This is a genomic window from Streptomyces sp. C1-1, assembly GCF_050214755.1.
In the GTDB taxonomy this organism is placed as follows: Bacteria; Actinomycetota; Actinomycetes; order Streptomycetales; family Streptomycetaceae; genus Streptomyces.
This window is the reverse complement of sequence record NZ_CP189826.1, coordinates 1,707,238-1,723,646: the sequence shown is the minus strand read 5'-3', so window position 1 is coordinate 1,723,646 and position 16,409 is coordinate 1,707,238. Positions and strand designations below refer to the sequence as shown.

General features: G+C 71.7%; 13 protein-coding genes. 9 read left to right on the top strand and 4 right to left on the bottom strand.

Annotated elements, in window-relative coordinates:
- From ACQF4J_RS07890 to ACQF4J_RS07875, 4 genes are all read left to right on the top strand, one after another.
- Entirely contained in the window at window positions 1-885 is an 885-nt protein-coding gene (locus tag ACQF4J_RS07890; protein WP_351802035.1) for a carbohydrate ABC transporter permease, read from the top strand.
- Window positions 882-1,706, top strand: a complete 825-nt coding sequence (locus ACQF4J_RS07885; RefSeq protein WP_351572655.1) for a carbohydrate ABC transporter permease — start codon at window positions 882-884, stop codon at window positions 1,704-1,706. Before ACQF4J_RS07890 ends, ACQF4J_RS07885 begins: the two co-directional genes overlap by 4 nt.
- Before the next feature lie 77 nt (window positions 1,707-1,783).
- Complete coding sequence (locus tag ACQF4J_RS07880; RefSeq protein WP_427165319.1) at window positions 1,784-3,514, top strand: amylo-alpha-1,6-glucosidase; 1,731 nt, start codon at window positions 1,784-1,786, stop codon at window positions 3,512-3,514.
- 15 nt (window positions 3,515-3,529) lie between these two features.
- Entirely contained in the window at window positions 3,530-5,383 is a 1,854-nt protein-coding gene (locus ACQF4J_RS07875) for an RICIN domain-containing protein (RefSeq protein WP_427165317.1), read from the top strand.
- Between the two features lie 48 nt (window positions 5,384-5,431).
- Here the strand turns inward: ACQF4J_RS07875 and ACQF4J_RS07870 are convergent, their stop codons facing one another.
- The gene (locus tag ACQF4J_RS07870; RefSeq protein WP_427165315.1) at window positions 5,432-6,790 is read right to left on the bottom strand and encodes an RICIN domain-containing protein; all 1,359 of its coding nucleotides are present in this window, start codon (window positions 6,788-6,790) and stop codon (window positions 5,432-5,434) included.
- Between the two features lie 197 nt (window positions 6,791-6,987).
- Here ACQF4J_RS07870 and htpG point away from each other — a divergent pair, with 197 nt between their 5' ends.
- Window positions 6,988-8,892 (top strand): molecular chaperone HtpG, encoded by a 1,905-nt coding sequence (htpG, locus tag ACQF4J_RS07865; RefSeq protein WP_351802041.1) that lies wholly within the window; start codon window positions 6,988-6,990, stop codon window positions 8,890-8,892.
- 51 nt (window positions 8,893-8,943) lie between these two features.
- Here htpG and ACQF4J_RS07860 read toward each other — a convergent pair whose 3' ends face one another.
- Window positions 8,944-9,966: an Acg family FMN-binding oxidoreductase gene (locus ACQF4J_RS07860; protein ID WP_351585026.1), complete on the bottom strand. Its 1,023-nt coding sequence runs from the start codon at window positions 9,964-9,966 to the stop codon at window positions 8,944-8,946.
- Between the two features lie 322 nt (window positions 9,967-10,288).
- Between ACQF4J_RS07860 and ACQF4J_RS07855 the strand changes: the two genes are divergently transcribed.
- Window positions 10,289-10,768: a nitroreductase/quinone reductase family protein gene (locus tag ACQF4J_RS07855; protein WP_351802043.1), complete on the top strand. Its 480-nt coding sequence runs from the start codon at window positions 10,289-10,291 to the stop codon at window positions 10,766-10,768.
- Window positions 10,769-10,829: 61 nt separating this feature from the next.
- On the opposite strand, the gene ACQF4J_RS07850 is transcribed toward ACQF4J_RS07855, so the two are convergent.
- Complete coding sequence (locus ACQF4J_RS07850; RefSeq protein WP_427165312.1) at window positions 10,830-11,831, bottom strand: GerMN domain-containing protein; 1,002 nt, start codon at window positions 11,829-11,831, stop codon at window positions 10,830-10,832.
- Window positions 11,832-12,048: 217 nt separating this feature from the next.
- Here ACQF4J_RS07850 and ACQF4J_RS07845 point away from each other — a divergent pair, with 217 nt between their 5' ends.
- Window positions 12,049-12,831 carry a transglutaminase domain-containing protein gene (locus ACQF4J_RS07845; protein ID WP_351583499.1) on the top strand — a complete coding sequence of 261 codons (783 nt, stop codon included), beginning with the start codon at window positions 12,049-12,051 and terminating at the stop codon, window positions 12,829-12,831.
- 42 nt (window positions 12,832-12,873) lie between these two features.
- On the opposite strand, the gene ACQF4J_RS07840 is transcribed toward ACQF4J_RS07845, so the two are convergent.
- Window positions 12,874-13,749, bottom strand: a complete 876-nt coding sequence (locus ACQF4J_RS07840; protein WP_351583496.1) for an NAD(P)-dependent oxidoreductase — start codon at window positions 13,747-13,749, stop codon at window positions 12,874-12,876.
- 122 nt (window positions 13,750-13,871) lie between these two features.
- Between ACQF4J_RS07840 and ACQF4J_RS07835 the strand changes: the two genes are divergently transcribed.
- Complete coding sequence (locus tag ACQF4J_RS07835) at window positions 13,872-14,462, top strand: TetR/AcrR family transcriptional regulator (RefSeq protein ID WP_427165309.1); 591 nt, start codon at window positions 13,872-13,874, stop codon at window positions 14,460-14,462.
- A gap of 191 nt (window positions 14,463-14,653) precedes the next feature.
- The gene (gene rox / locus ACQF4J_RS07830; protein ID WP_427165307.1) at window positions 14,654-16,081 is read left to right on the top strand and encodes a rifampin monooxygenase; all 1,428 of its coding nucleotides are present in this window, start codon (window positions 14,654-14,656) and stop codon (window positions 16,079-16,081) included.
- Window positions 16,082-16,409 lie beyond the last annotated feature (328 nt).

The following is a 16,409-nucleotide window of genomic DNA, read 5'->3' as shown; positions in this document are numbered from 1 at the left end:
ATGAGCCCGATGAAACAGCGGGCCGCCTGGGCGTTCCTCGCCCCGGTGACCGTCTACCTCGCCCTCTTCTACGCCTATCCGCTCTACCGCAACCTCGACCTGAGCCTGCGCGACTACACCGTCCGCTCCTTCGTCCAGGGCGACGCACCCTTCACGGGCCTGGCCAACTACCGCAAGGTCCTCGCCGACCCGGTCTTCGCCCCGGCCCTGCTCCACACCGCCGTCTTCACCACCGTGTGCCTGGTCTTCCAGTACGCCATCGGACTGGCCCTCGCGGTCTTCTTCAACCGGAACTTCCGGCTCTCCGCGACCCTGCGCGCCCTGTTCCTCGTACCGTGGCTGCTCCCCCTGATCGTGTCCGCCTCCACCTGGTCGTGGATGCTCAACAGCGAGTCGGGCGTCGTGAACGCCGCCCTGCACGCCCTCGGCATCGGGCAGGTCGACTGGCTGACCTCGCCGTCCTGGTCGCTGACCTCGGTGATCATCGCGAACATCTGGATCGGCGTCCCCTTCAACCTGGTCGTGCTCCACAGCGGCCTGCAGTCCATCCCCGCGAGCCTGTACGAGGCCGCCGCCATCGACGGCGCCAACGCCTGGCAGCGCTTCTGGCGCGTGACCTTCCCGCTGCTGCGCCCGGTGTCGGCGATCACCCTGCTGCTGGGGCTGATCTACACCCTCAAGGTCTTCGACATCATCTGGATCATGACCAAGGGCGGCCCGGCGGACTCGTCCACCACCTTCGCCACCTGGTCCTACCGGCTCGGCTTCGGCAACCTCCTGCCGGCTTTCGGCCCCGGCGCCGCCGTCGGCAACCTGCTCGTGGTCGCCGCGCTGCTCTTCGGCCTCGTCTACGTCCGGGCGCAGCGGAAGCAGGCCCTGTCATGAGCCGAAACCGCAGGCGTACGCGGGTGAAGACCGCCATCGGCGTCCTGCTGACCGCGATCATGCTCTTCCCGGTCTACTGGATGGTCAACGTCTCCCTCACCCGCGACCAGGACATGCGCAAGGCCCCGCCGGACCTGCTGCCCCTGCACGGCACCCTGAGCGGCTACCGCGCCGTCCTCGACGAGCAACTGCCCTACCTCGGCACCAGCTTCGTCATCGGACTGGGCACCGTCGCCCTGACCGTCGCCCTGTCCGCACCGGCCGGCTACGCCCTGGCGAAACTGCGCCCGCGCGGCGCCGGCATCCTCAACTTCGTCCTGCTGGCGGCCCAGATGATCCCCGGCATCATCATGGCGATGGGCTTCTACGCCATCTACCTCCAACTCGGCCTGCTGCAGTCCGTCCCCGGCCTCATCGTCGCCGACTCCACCCTCGCCGTCCCCTTCGGCGTCCTCATCTTCACCGCGTTCATGTCCGGTATCCCCGGCGAACTGCTCCAGGCCGCGACGACCGACGGGGCCGGACCACTGCGCACCTTCTGGTCCATCGTCCTGCCGATCAGCCGCAACGCCGTCGTCACCGTGTCCCTGTTCGCGTTCCTGTGGTCCTGGTCCGACTTCGTCTTCGCCGGAACCCTGGTCAACGGGGGCCCGCACGAGCCCATCACCCTCGGCATCTACCACTACATCGGCAACAACAACCAGCAGTGGAACGCCATCATGGCCACCGCCGTCGTCGCCTCCCTGCCGGCCGCGGCCGTCCTCGTCCTCGCGCAGCGCTATGTCGCCGCCGGCGTGACCGCCGGTGCCGTCAAGGACTGAAACCGACCAACCCGCCCCGGTCGCCGCTCAGTTGTCGGCCGGCCGCAGCCCCCTGCCTCAGAAACGAGTCACGCCACATGACCGCCGCACCGCCCGGCCCGGCCTTCTCCGTCCACGACATCCCGTTCAGCACGCACGGCTCCTGGTTCGACGTCTCGCCCGTCGTCGCAGAGAAGACGTACGCCGAGGACCTCCACCTCGTCTCGCACCAGAACGGCATGCACGCCGTACTGCGCCTGGTGCCCCTGGACCCCGGCACGGGCGACCGCGTCGAGACCCGCGTCGAGGCCACACCGGCCCTGCTCCGCTGGAGCGGCCCCGGCGGGTGCATCGATCTCGCCTACGAGTCGCCGGACACCGTACGTCTGCGCGGCAGCGGACTCGGCGTCGGCATCCTCGCCGCCGCGGCCGCCCTCACCCCGTTCAGCGGCACGTACTTCTTCCACGACCCCGTGGCCGACGCCCATGTGTTCACGTCGTACGAGACGGGACGCCGCTACCGCGTCACCGTGCTGCGAGGCACCACCGCCCGCACGGCCGGAGACCAGGCCCTGGGCGGTGCCGAGCGCGGTCTCGCCGTGACCGGGGAGGCCGACGGCACCTGGGAGATCGCGATCGAGGAGTTCGACACCGCACGCCCCCCGTACCTGCCCTCGGAGGCCTTCGACGACGTCGTGGACGCCGCGCTGAGCGCGTTCACCGGCTTCGTCGACGCGGTGGCCCCCTGGCGCACCGCCGCCACCCCAGCGGCCGAACTCGCCGCATACGTCCTGTGGTCGGCGACGGTACGGCCGACCGGCCTGGTCACCCGGCCCGCCGTGCTGATGTCGAAGCACTGGATGGACAAGGTCTGGAGCTGGGACCACTGCTTCAACGCCCTTGCGCTGGCCCGCGGTTGCCCCGGACTGGCGCTGGACCAGTACCACCTGCCCTTCGACCACCAGGACGCCGGTGGCGCCCTGCCCGACTCGGTCACCCACTCCGAGGTGCTGTACAACTTCGTCAAGCCGCCCATCCACGGCTGGGCCCTCGGCCACCTGCGCCGCCGTCTGCCGACCCCGCCCGGCCGCGCCGAACTGGCCGAGCTCTACGACCGGTTGGAGCGCTGGACCGACTTCTGGCTCACGGCACGTCGGGCCCCCGCGGCCGGGCTGGCCCACTACGAGCACGGCAACGACAGCGGCTGGGACAACGCCACCACCTTCGACCCCGAACGGGTGGTGGTCACCGCCGACCTGGCCGCCTTCCTAGTCCTCCAGATGCGCGAACTCTCCGACCTGGCCGACGAGTTGGACCGTCCTGAGCAGGCGGCCCGGTGGACCGCCGCCGCCGCGGAGATGCAGTCGGAGCTCCTCGACCAGCTGTGGACCGGCGACAGGTTCCTCGCCCGCGGTGCCGCCACCGGCGACACCTGGAGCAGCGCCAGTCTCCTCGACCTCATGCCCGTCGTACTCGGCGAACACCTGCCCGCCGAGGTCGCCGGCGCCCTGGCCGACCGCATCAAGGCCCACCTCACGCCGTACGGCCTGGCCACCGAGCTGACCACGTCACCGCACTACCGCGCCGACGGCTACTGGCGCGGCCCCATCTGGGCGCCCGCCACCGTCCTCGTCGAGGACGGCCTGCGCCGCGCCGGCCACCACCGGCTGGCCGACGACATCAGCGACCGCTTCCGCGCCCTGTGCGAGACCCACGGATTCGCCGAGAACTTCGACGCCCTCACCGGAACGGGCCTGCGCGACCGCGCCTACACCTGGACCGCCGGCAGCTACCTCCTGCTGGCCGAAGCACACGCACACCGTCACTGACTCAGGAGCCGCACCATGAACTCACCCGCCGTACCCGCCGCGACCACGACCCGCGTCAGACGCCGGGCGGTCGCCTCCGTCGCCGTCCTCCTCGCCGCTCTCGCCTCCACCCTGGTGCCCGCAGCCCCCTCCCACGCCGCCGACACCGGCGTCACCGTCGACTTCGCCACCGCCGGCGGCGCACCCACGTACCACGGCTCCGGAATGATCTACGGGATGACGCCGAACGGCTCGCTCCCGCAGGACCACTTCTTCAAGGACATCAAGTGGCACTTCATGCGGGCCGGCGGCGCACAGCTCAACAGCGGCGGCTACGCGACCAGCCTCGCCGACTATCAGACCCGCTGGAACTCCACGCTCGCGCAGTACCGGCGCACCGTCGCCCTCGGCGGCACCTTCGTCCTGCTGCCGCACGACCTGTGGGGCGCGGACGGCACCACCAGCCAGGCCTTCCCCGGCGACAACGGCGACTGGACGCAGTTCGACGCCTTCCTCGACCAGCTCATCGGTGACGTCAGGGCCAACAACATGACGGTCCAGTGGGACCTGTGGAACGAACCGGACGGCAGCGGCTTCTGGAAGCCGTCACAGGCGCAGTACCTGCAGATGTGGTCCCGCTTCCACGCCCGCGTCCGGGCGGCCTTCCCGGGCCAGCTGATCGTCGGTCCCAGCATCGCAGGGCAGCCCACGTCGTCCAACACCTGGTGGACCACCTACCTGAACTACGTCAAGGCCAACAACGTCGCGCCGGACATCTACAGCTGGCACGACGAGCCCGGCGACCCCGTCAGTGGCGTCGGCAACGCCAACTCCACCCTCTCCGCCGCCGGGTTGACCAACACCCGCCCCTACCAGATCAACGAGTACGCCACCCTCTCCATGCAGTCCCCGGGCGGCGGCGCCTGGTTCATCGGCCGCCTGGAGCGCGCCGGCGCCGACGGGCTGCGCGGCAACTGGGCCTCCGGCACCGGCCTGCACGACAACGAGGCCAACCTGCTCACCAAGAACGGCGCCGGCCAGTACCTGCCGCTGGGCGAGTGGTTCATGTACCGCTACTACGGCTCCCAGAGCGGCAACATCGTCAAACTCACCCCCGGCTCCGGCATCGACGGACTGGCCACCAAGGACAACACGGCCAAGAACACCAAGCTCCTGCTCGGCAGCAACGGCAACACCGGCAACGTCACCGTCAACCTCACCGGCCTCAACACCACTTCGGTGGTGGAGGGCGGGCAGGTCCGAGCGGTCGTCCAGCGGGTCCCGTACAACAGCGGCGCCGCGGTGACCGGACCGGAGACGATCTCCGACACCACACTGAGCGTCAGCGGCAACGCGGCCTCGGTGAGCATCCCCTGGAGCAACGCCAAGGACGGTTACACCATCACCCTGCTCCCGCCGTCCGACCCGACCGTCTCCACCGTCGCGGTCAGCGAGAACAGCGGGCAGTGCCTGGACGACACCGGCCTGAGCACCGCCAACGGCACCCAGTACCAGCAGTGGTACTGCGAAGGCGGCTACCAGCAGATGCTCGACCTGAAGCCGGTCGGCGGCAGGGCCGACACCTACACCGTGGTCGACGAGCTCAGCGGCAAGTGCCTCGACGTGTCCCAGGCCTCCACCGCCGACGGCGCCGCCGTCATCCAGTACACCTGCAACGGCGGCACCAACCAGCAGTTCACCCTCAAACCCGTCACCGCGCTCGGCAACGCCAAGGACTACCAGCTGGTCGCCGTCCACAGCGGCAAGTGCGTCGACGTCAGCAACGTCTCCACCACGGCCGGTGCCCAGATCCACCAGTGGACCTGCGACCCGGCGAGCGCCCTGAGCACCAAGAAGAACCAGATCTGGCGGCTCACGGGCAAGAACTGAGCGCGGTGCGGGCCCCGGCCGGAAGGCGGGGCCCGCACCGGCCCGTGGTCACTGTCCCGGCGCCAGGATGTAAGTGTTGAGCGTCTCCACGGTGGACAGCGGGCTGGGAGAGCCGAGGTCGTAGCGGTCCACGGCGACGTAGTTGGGCTTCTTGCGGGCGGCCGGTGTGCAGAAGTTCTGCGCGCGGTTGAGGATCTTGCCGTTGTCGGTCGAGGCGGTACCGGCGACGGGGTAGTCACGGAAGTGGTTCATGACGAACAGCGGGTGGAACGCGGAGGAGTCGGCGGTCAGCGGCCTGGTGTCCCAGCGGCTGTAGCAGGACCAGTCCGAGCCGGCGAGGCCGCCGCCCATGGACCAGTAGTTCTCCACGGTCCACTCGCGCTGGTACATCACCCCGAAGGTGTCCCGGGTGCTCCAGCCGCTGGCGGTGTCGCTCGCCCGGGTGCGGTCGCTGAAGATCAGCAGCTGCTTTCCGCGCGCGGCGAGGTCGGCCATCGTGGGCCAGCCCTTGGTGGCCGCGCCCTCCTGGTCCGGCCGGTAGAGCACGTCGTAGAGGCCGTTGACGGACGCGAGGGAGGACTTCAGCACGTCGGAGGAGGCGTAGTCCTCCAGGAACACGGTGGCGAACTGACCCGGATGCGCCTTGAGGAAGTCGACGACGCGCTGCAGGTCGGTTGCGAGCGGCACGGGACCGCTGACGCCGTCGCAGCTGTTGTGGCACACCACCGCCTGCCCGGAGACGGTGTAGTCGTCGAGCATGAACCCCCGTACTCCGTCGGCGAGTTGTCGGCTGATGCCGTAGTTCTGGTTGGGGAACCAGCTGACCGGCCAGGAGGCGAAGTTGCCGTCGGCGCCGTTGGCGAAGGCGTTGTGGGCGGTCAGGAAGGTGACCTGGTCCAGCGTGCGGGTGTCGGCGGAGGGCATCGCCGTGGTGGCGTAGGCGACGGGGGTCAGGTACCAGCGGGCCAGGTCGCCCGCGGAGCCGAGCTGCACGGCGCCGGCGTCGGAGGAGGAGCCGGTGAGGTACTGCGAGGTGCCGGGGACGGAGACGGTGTAGGTGCCGTCGCCTCCGGCGGTGAACGTCCACGTCGTGCCGTCCGCGCCGCAGGCCGAGGTGACGGCGGTGGTGCCGCTGCGGCCGAGGCAGGTTCCGGACTCGTCGGCGTTGCGAAGCTGGTAGCCGCCGTCGACCGCGAGCGGGGTCCACTGCTGGTGGTCCTCGTTGCCCTTGGGGTTGTGCGCGGCGACGGTGCCACCGCTGTCGGCCGCGTTGCGGCCGGTGACGTAGTTCTGCAGATAGACCGGGGAGGCCGGGACCGCCGCCGAGGCCGCGCCCGGAAGCAGGGCGGGCACGGACAGGGCCAGGGCGGCGGAGCAGCACAAGAGGCGCAAGGGGCGCAGGCGCACGGGGTCTTCCCTTCACTGCGGCACGAGAATGCCGATGCTGACAGAGGCATGACATACCGGAGCGGGGGCGGGGCGCGCCAGGTGTCGTGGGTGAATTCCCGCGGCCGCACCGGGTTCGGCCGGCCGCACCGACTCGGTGTCCTACAGTGGCTACCACCTGACCTGGCAACTTCGGGACCTGCGAGGACATGCGAACCATGCCGACCGAAACGTTTGAGTTCCAAGTGGAGGCCCGTCAGCTGCTCCAGCTGATGATCCACTCCGTCTACTCGAACAAGGACGTCTTCCTGCGGGAGCTCGTCTCCAACGCCTCCGACGCACTGGACAAGCTGCGTCTGGCCGCGCTGCGGCACGACGGCCTCGACGCCGACACCTCCGACCTGCACATCGAGATCGAAGCCGACCCGGACGCCCGTACGCTCACCGTGCGGGACAACGGCATCGGCATGTCGTACGACGAGGTCGGCAAGCTCATCGGGACCATCGCCAACTCCGGCACCGCCGAGTTCCTCAAGGAGCTCAAGGAGGCCCAGGACGCGGCGGGTGCCGAGGGGCTCATCGGCCAGTTCGGCGTCGGCTTCTACTCCGGCTTCATGGTGGCCGACGAGATGACCCTGGTGACCCGGCGCGCCGGCGAGAGCAGCGGCACCCGCTGGTCGTCGCGCGGCGAGGGCACGTACACCCTGGAGACCGTCGACGACGCGCCGCAGGGCACCGCCGTCACGCTCCACCTCAAGCCGGCCGACCCCGAGAACCAGCTGCACGACTACACGTCGACCTGGACGATCAAGGAGATCGTCAAGCGGTACTCCGACTTCATCACCTGGCCGATCCGGCTCGTGCCCGGCACGAAGGGCGAGGGCGAGGACACGCCCGGGCCCGAGACGCTCAACTCGATGAAGGCGCTGTGGGCGCGCTCACGCGACGAGGTCTCCGACGACGAGTACCACGAGCTGTACAAGCACGTCAGCCACGACTGGCGCGACCCCCTGGAGACGATCCGGCTCCAGGCCGAGGGCACCTTCGAGTACCAGGCCCTGCTGTTCCTCCCGGAACACGCCCCGCACGACCTGTTCACCCGCGACTTCCGGCGCGGCCTCCAGCTGTACGTCAAGCGCGTACTGATCATGGACGACTGCGAGGCGCTGCTGCCGCCGTACCTCCGCTTCGTCAAGGGCGTCGTCGACGCGCAGGACCTCTCGCTCAACGTCTCCCGCGAGATCCTCCAGCAGGACCGGCACATCCGGATGATCCAGCGCCGGCTGACCAAGAAGGTGCTGGCGTCGGTCAAGGAGATGAAGGCCGCCGACCCAGCCAAGTACGCCACCTTCTGGCGGGAGTTCGGAGCCGTCGTGAAGGAGGGCCTGCTCGGCGACCCCGACAACCGCGACGCCGTCCTCGCCGTCGCGTCGTTCGCCAGTACGCATTCGGAGGACGAGCCGACCACGCTCCAGCAGTACGTGGAGCGGATGAAGGACGGCCAGGACGACATCTACTACATGACCGGCGAGTCCCGGCAGGCCATCGAGAACTCCCCGCACATGGAGGCCTTCCGCGCCCGGGGAGTCGAGGTCCTGCTGCTCACCGACCCCGTCGACGAGGTGTGGGTCGACGCGGTCGGCGAGTTCGACGGCAAGCGGCTGCGCTCCGTCGCCAAGGGCGAGATCGATCTGGACGTCCAGGGCGACGAACAGGCCGGCGGCGAGCGGGAGAAGCAGGCCGAGGAGTACGCCGGTCTGCTCGGCTGGATGAAGGAGCAGCTCGGCGAGGACGTGAAGGACGTCCGCCTGTCGACCCGGCTCACCGTCTCCCCGGCCTGCGTGGTCTCCGACGCCCACGACCTGACGCCGGCGCTGGAGAACATGTACCGCGCCATGGGCCAGGAGATCCCGCCCACCAAGCGGATCCTCGAACTCAACCCCGCACACGCGCTCGTGCAGGGCCTGAACCAGGCCTACCGGGAACGCGAGGACCGGGCCGAACTCGTCGAGACGGCCGAGCTGTTGCACGGCCTGGCCGTCCTCGCGGAAGGCGGCCAGCCGAAGGAACCCGCGCGCTTCGTGAAACTCGTCGCCGAACGCCTGGAGCGCGGCCTGCGCTGACGCCCGTCCCGGCGGCCGCGCCGGGCATCGGCACCGACGACACGGCGGTCGTCAGGCCGTCGCGTCGCCGGTGCCGGGTGGTGTCGCACGAGCGGCGGCCTGCTGTCCGGGTGCCCGGGGAGTACGGCCGCCGTCCGGGCCGTAGCCGAATCGCAGCAGCAGGTGCGGGTGGCAGCGCTTGTGGCCGGGCAGGGCCATGGCCGCCCGCAGGTCCGGCCACTCCATGCCCTGGTGGAGCAGGGAGGTGCGCAGGCCCCGGGCGGTCGCCGTGAGCAGGACGTACTGCAGGGCCTGACCCGCGCGCAGCCAGTCGTCGCGCCGGTCGTTGCCCGTCCACAGCAGCGCCAGCTGCACATGCCGTTCGAACCACAGGGCCGGCAGCCGCAGGCCCGGCAGCTCGCCCGTGAAGTCCCGCATCGGCATCCGCCCGGCCGCGTCCGACGGGCCGAGCGCGGTGACGGGGATGCCGTAGGGCGTCCTCGCCTCCGGGGCGTTGAGCCAGGCGCGGGTCTCCGCGGCACGGTCCGGCCGGGCCTGGTTGCGGGCCTCGGCCATGGCGGTCAGACGCAGCAGACGGCGGGTTCCGGCGATGTCCGGCACGTGCAGCCGGGCGCCCGCGGCCTGCGCCGCCGTCACCATCTCCGCCAGGACGGGATCGGGCACCGGCCGGCCGGTGAACGGCAGCCGGCTGGTGTGCCGGCGCGCGATGGCGTCGTACAGGCCCGGGTCGGAGTGCCGCTCGTCGGCGCTGAGCGAACCGGTCAGCCGCACTGTGGCCAGCAGCCCCGGCCGGCCCCGCTCCGGCAGCAGCCGCACCTCCGGCCGCCACCCCGAACGAACCGCGGCGAGACGGAGGTTGAACAGCGCGGCGCCCACTGACAGGTACTGGGCGCGATGCACCGGATCGGCCAGCGGAAGGTACCGGCCGGGCGCCGCGTGCACCTCGACCAGCCTGCCGTCGGGGTCCACGCGGAAGCGCCACGGCTGGGTGTTGTGGATCGAGGGTGCCGCCACGGCGGCGGCCAGGAGCGATTCCACGGTGGCGGTGTCGAGCGCGGCTCGTACGGCCTGCATGAGATGCCTCCCCTTGTCTTCGTGACGGTGCTCGGACGGGCGGCCCGGCCGCCCGGGGGCCGCTACTCGCGGGCGGGGAGGCAGCGGGCGGCCGTCTCTCCGCGCTGGTGCCGGTGGTGGTGACGCCGGATGCTCATGTCGCCTCTTCGCTGTCGACTCGCTCCTCCACGGTCGCGGTACCGGCCCCCGTCCGGGAGGGGACCACCGTCCCGGAACCCGGACCGAAGGACCCCTGGGACCGGCGCCGGGGCGGCGGGACCCTGGCACGACGGAGGGAGCCGTGACGCCGGGAGCCGGCACGTGAGCGCAGGGAGGTGGCGTGATGGCCGCGGTGGGAGGACTGCACCGGCTGGACCGGTGGCTGTACCGGGGCGGCCGCCCCAACCGTGCGGCCCGGGTGCTCAACCACCTCGGGGCCGCCCAGTACGCGGCCGGCCTCGGCCCCCGCAACTGGGTGGCGCTGGAGGTCCGCGGACGGCGCACCGGACGGCTGATCAGGTTCCCGGTCGTCGTGGCGGAGCACGAGGGCGAGCGCTATCTGGTGTCGATGCTCGGCGAACGCGCGAACTGGGTGCGCAACGTCCGCGCCGCCGGCGGGCGGGTGGCGCTGCGCCACGGGCACCGCGAGGAGGTCCGTCTGGAGGAGGTGGACCCGGGCGACCGGGCGCCCGTTCTGCGCACGTACCTGCGGCTGGCGCCGGGCGCCAGGGCCCACGTGCCGGTCGACCGGCACGCGCCGTTGGAGGAGTTCGCGCGGATCGCGGACCGGTTCCCGGTCTTCCGCGTCACCTCCCTCTCATGAACGTGCTCCGAGCCCGGACGGGATGCCGGCCGCCGGGCTCGGAGCGGTACGCGGGACCTCCTCAGCGGTTGACGGTCAGCGGAACCGTGTCGACGGTGACGGGCCTGCCGTCCTTGGCGGACAGGTAGTAGGCGGTGAGCAGCCCCGGGCCGGTGCGGGCGGCCTTGTAGGGGAAGACGACGTCGAAGGTGCCCCGGGTGCCGGTGCCGGAAGTCGCCTGGACGCGTACGTCGGCGCAGGTGCGCCCCGTGGTGTCGGTGACCTTCAGGCGGAACACGGCCTCGAAGGTGTTGGCGCTGCCCCACACCCGCAGAGGGGTGTGCACGCTGTTGCCGATCACCGGGGACTCCATCAGGACGGCCGGCGTGACGTCCTCGAAGTCGGCCCGTCCCACGGGCCCGTTGAGGACGATGCCCTCGCCGCCGAAGTACTTCACCGGCTTGCCGTCGAGCTCGAAGCGAACGGAGTGGACGGACGGGAAGCGGGTCGCGGTGAACACGACCTGGGCCAGCCGGGCCCGCATGGACAGGCTGCCGCCGCCGTCGTCGTACCGTCCGGAGAGGTCCACGGTCGCCACATGGTCGCGGATGACGACCGAGTGCAGCGTGGTGCCGGACGGGATGGCCGTCGTACGGCCGTGGGACCTCTCGTAGCCGCTGGGTCCGGCCAGCAGGGCGCGGACGGCGCCGGTGGCGGTGGCCGGGGCGGTGACGGTGCGCGGGGCGGGCGAGACGTGCTCGCCGTGCAGGAAGTAGACCGCCGTACTGATCTGCTTCGCAGCGGTGCCGGTCCCGGTGCCCGTGCCGCCGCTCGTCGAGGGCGCGCGGGTCGTCGTTCCCGGGGCGGTCGACGTCGACGGCGTGGAGGGCGCGGGCGCGCCGGAGATGCCGCCCGAGCCGGCCGTGCCGGTCGAGGGGCTCGTGGTCCGGTCGACCCCGGCCGGTGCACCCGAGCCGGTGGTCGTGCCGCACGCGGTGACAGTGAGCAGAGGGAGCGTCAACACCGCGGTGACCGCTGCGCGGTGGCGTAGGAAGGTGTGGGCGCTCGGGGCCTGAGTGTTCATGGCAGCCTCCTGAGACACTTCCATCCAACGCGTCGGCGGATCGGCCGACCAGGGCTGACCGGCTCTGTCACGAGGCCCAATGGGGTGCAACCGCAGGCCGGCAGACCTTTCGGCGGCGACATGGTTCCTTCCACGGCCCACATAGTTGAACATGTTCAATTCTTCCGTCATGATGCCGTCGGCGGCCCTCCGAGTGCCGCATCGAGAGGACGGCGCCATGACGAGTTCACTTCTCATGCCCCGAAGGCCCGCCCGACTCCGCGCGAGCGGCGCGGGAGCGGCGGCGACGGGGAGCACGGCCCCGACGCGGATCCTCGACGGGCGGCACCCGCGGGTCGTAGCGCTCCTCCAGCGGATCGAGGCGGAGGCCGGGGGAGCCGACGACCGGGCGGCGTTCCTGCGCCGGGCCCACCGGCACATCGCCGAGACCGTGCGGCCCGTGTACTCCGTGCGGGACGACCTGCCCGTGTCCGCGGTGCTGCGCCGGGGCCGCGGCTCCTGCAGTCAGCGGCTGGCCGTGCTGGAGGCCGTGGCGCGGGCGTCCGGGGTGCCGACGCGGGTGCGCGGCCTGCTGGTGGACGGCAGGTTCTGGTATCCGCGCTTTCCGCGGCTGCGCCTCGTCGTCCCGGACCAGGTCGTGCTGGCCTGGCCGGAATTCCGGGTGGCGGGCCCGAGCGGGGGGCACGTCACGCCCTGGCTGTCGGCCTCCGAACTCTTCGGCAGTCTGGACGAGTTGAGCATCCGGCGCGAGGTCGGCTTCAGCAACGCCGGCGCGGAGACGCTCTTCGACGCGCTGTCCGGGACGGCGATCGACTGGGACGGGACGACGCTCTGCCCGGCCTCGGGCGCCGGCTGCGACCTCTCGGGCCACGTCCTGGCCGACCTGGGCCACTTCGACTCCCGCGACGAGCTCTTCGCCCGGCACGGCCAGACCCTCTGCGCGACGGCGCGACTGCTGGCCGAGCCCGTCCTGGGACGCCGCGGCGCCGGGGGCGGCTGAACCGGCCTCATGGCGCTCGCCGAGCCATGAGCGACCGGCGTCTCACCGTGCCATGCTCCGCCTCTCGATCGCGCGCAGTACGGCCACCATGTCCTGCTCGCCGAGGCCCTGTTCGACCGTCTCGCCGAACAGGGCGTGGCAGACGTCGAGGAGCGGGGAGGCCAGGCCGGCCTTGCGCGCGGCCTCCGCGATCAACCGGTTGTTCTTCAGTACGTCCGCGGCGCCGGCCTGGACGGTGAAGTCCCGTTCCAGCAGCTTGGCCCCCTTCACCCGGGAGACCGCGCTGGCCATGGGGCCCGCGTCCAGGACGTCCCGGAGCAGCCGCCGGTCGAGCCCGTGCCGGTCGGCGAAGTGGAACGCCTCGGTCAGCCCGGTGACCATGGTGATCAGGAACAGGTTGACCGAGAACTTCATCAGCAGGGCGCCGGGCACGCTCCCGCAGTCGAAGATCTCACGGCACACGGGAGCCAGGAGCGGTCTCACGGCGGCCACCGCGTCGGCGTCGCCCGCCAGCATCCCCACCAGCTCGCCCCGTTCGGCGGGAGTCCGGGAGCCGGACACCGGCGCCTCGACATAGCGGCCGCCCGCCTCACGGACGTCCTCGCGCAGAGCGCCGGAGTACTCGGCCGACGTCGTGCCCATGTGGACGACCGTGCGCCCGGCGACGCGCGTGGCGAAGTCCGGACCGCCGCGGTCCAGGACGGTGTCCACTGCGGTCTCGTCGGCCAGCATGAGGATCACCGTCCCCGCGCGCTCGAAGACCTCGGCAAGGTCCGCCGCCACCTCGGCCCCGGCCGCCCGCAGGGGCTCGCACCTGGCCGGGGTGCGGTTCCAGACGACGAGGGGTGTCCCGGCGCGGGCGAGGTTGAGGGCCATGGGCTGTCCCATCACCCCGAGGCCGACGAAACCGACGTACACGACGCACCACCACCCGAGGGTCCATGACAGCGGTCACAGCTCTATGACCGCTGTCATAGTAGCGGAGCTGTATGACGGCGGTCATAGGATGGGCGCGAGACGCAGACACGAGGAGGCCGGGGATGTCCGAACGGGGCCCGCGGGAGCGGATGGTCTTCAGCGCGGCCCAGCTCATCCGGCGGGACGGGGTCGCCGCCACGGGCATGCGGGACGTGGCCGCCCACGCCGAGGCACCGCGCGGGTCGTTGCAGCACTACTTCCCGGGCGGCAAGGAGCAGTTGGTCAACGAGGCGGTGGGCTGGGCCGGCCGGTACGCGGGCAGGCGCGTGGCCCGCTTCCTCGCCGCGCTGGACGAGCCGACGCCCAGCGGGCTGTTCGCCGAGATGGTGCGGCAGTGGACCGACGAGTACGAGTCCGCCGGCTTCGCGGCCGGCTGCCCGGTCGCGGCGGCCACCGTGGACTGCGCGGAGTCGGTGCCCTCCACCCGGGAGGCCGCGGCCGCCGCGTTCGCCACCTGGACCACGCCCGTGGCACGGGCCCTCGCCGACATGGGCGTCCCCGAGGAACGTGCCGGCGCGCTCGCCACCCTCATGATCAGCGCCCTGGAGGGGGCCGTCCTCATCGCCCGCGCCGAGCGGGACGTCCGGGCCCTGACGACCGTCACCCGGGAACTCGGCCCCCTCCTCGACGCGGCGGTGCGGGAGGACGACTGAGCGGTCGGGCCGCGGTGCCCGACACCCGCTGCCGTGAGGTCGCTCACCGGGCGCGCCGACGGAGCGAGACGCGTCGTCGTCCACTCCCCGCCACTTTCAACCTATAGCGCACAGGGGGGCTTGCGGCAAGATCCCCCTGCTGTCGCACAATCGTCGGCCGAGGCCAGGACCTGCGGAAACGGGGGATCGTGATGATCGACGCGGTCATTGCCGGCGGCGGACCGACGGGGCTGATGCTCGCCGCCGAACTGCGGTTGCACGGCGTGCGCGTGGTGGTGCTGGAGAAGGAACCGGAGCCGACCGAGGTCGTCCGGGCGCTCGGCCTGCACGCGCGCAGCATCGAGGTGATGGACCAGCGCGGGCTGGCGGACCGCTTCCTCGCGCTCGGCCGGACGCACCCGCTCGGCGGCTTCTTCGCCGGCATCGCCAAACCGTCGCCGGAGCGGCTGGACACCACCCACCCGTACGTTCTCGGCATTCCGCAGACGGTGACCGAGCGTCTGCTCGCCGAGCACGCCGTCGAGGCCGGGGCCGACCTCCGACGCGGTTGGGAACTGGTCGGGCTGAGCCAGGACGAGCACGGGGTGACCGCCGAACTCGCCGACGGCACGCGGTTGCGCTCGCGCTACCTGGTGGGCTGCGACGGCGGCCGCAGCACGGTCCGCAAACTGCTCGGCGTCGGCTTCCCCGGCGAGCCCAGCAGGGTGGACACGCTGCTGGGCGAGGTCGAGCTGACCACCCCGCCCGAGGAACTGGCCGCCGTGGTCGCGCGCGTACGCGAGACCCAGCTGATGTTCGGCGCCATGCCCCTGGGCGACGGGGTGTACCGGGTCGTCGTACCCGCGGAGAAGGTCGCCGAGGACCGCTCGGTCCCGCCGACCCTCGACGAGGTCAGGCGCCGGCTGAGGGAGACCGCCGGAACCGACTTCGGCGTGCACTCGCCGCGCTGGCTCTCCCGTTTCGGCGACGGCACCCGGCTTGCCGACCGGTACCGCGTGGGCCGGGTGCTGCTCGCCGGCGACGCGGCGCACGTCCACCCGCCGATGGGCGGCCAGGGGCTCAACGCCGGTGTCCAGGACGCCTTCAACCTCGGCTGGAAGCTGGCCGCGCAGACGGCCGGGTGGGCACCGGAGGGGCTGCTGGACAGCTATCAGACCGAGCGGCGCCCGGTGGCGGCCGCCGTACTGGACAACGCCCGCGCGCAGATGGAGCTGATGTCCCTCGATCCCGGGCCACGGGCCGTGCGGCGGCTGCTGGCGGAACTGATGGACTTCGAGGAGGTCAACCGCCTCCTGATCGAGAAGATCATCGCGACAGGCATCCGCTACGACTTCGGTGAGGGGCACGAACTGCTCGGCAGGCGGCTGCGGGACGTGCGGATGCGGCGGGGGCGCCTCTACGAGCTGATGCACGCCGGCCGCGGGCTGCTGCTCGACCGGACCGGACGGCTGTCCGCGGCGGGCTGGGCGGACCGGGTCGACCACGTCGTCGACTCCGCCGCGGAACTGGACGTCCCCGCCGTGCTGCTGCGGCCCGACGGGCATGTGGCGTGGGTCGGTGAGCACCAGGAGGGCCTGCCGGCGGCCCTGGAGCGGTGGTTCGGGACCGCCACCGCCTGAGCGCACGCGCGCCTCGGCGGACAGCTGACGGCGACCGCGGGCTCCATGACTCAGGGTCTCCGCCCCCCGGTCGCGGTTTCGGTTCGTATGGGCGGAGACGACGATGTTGGCCTGGCCGGTGGTCGCGGACGCGAAGTACACCTCGGGGTGTGCGGCGAGACTGCGGCCGACGCCGGCCAGGGCTGGGGCGCCACCGTGAGCCGGAGCATGGCGCTGACGCCCTGCCCGAGCGGCTCGAGGTCGTACTTTGCTGGCCGCCGCGACGGCCCTGCTGAGCGGCGGCAACCGCCCGACTCCCGCCGCCCGGTACCGGTAGCGGGCCTCCCGC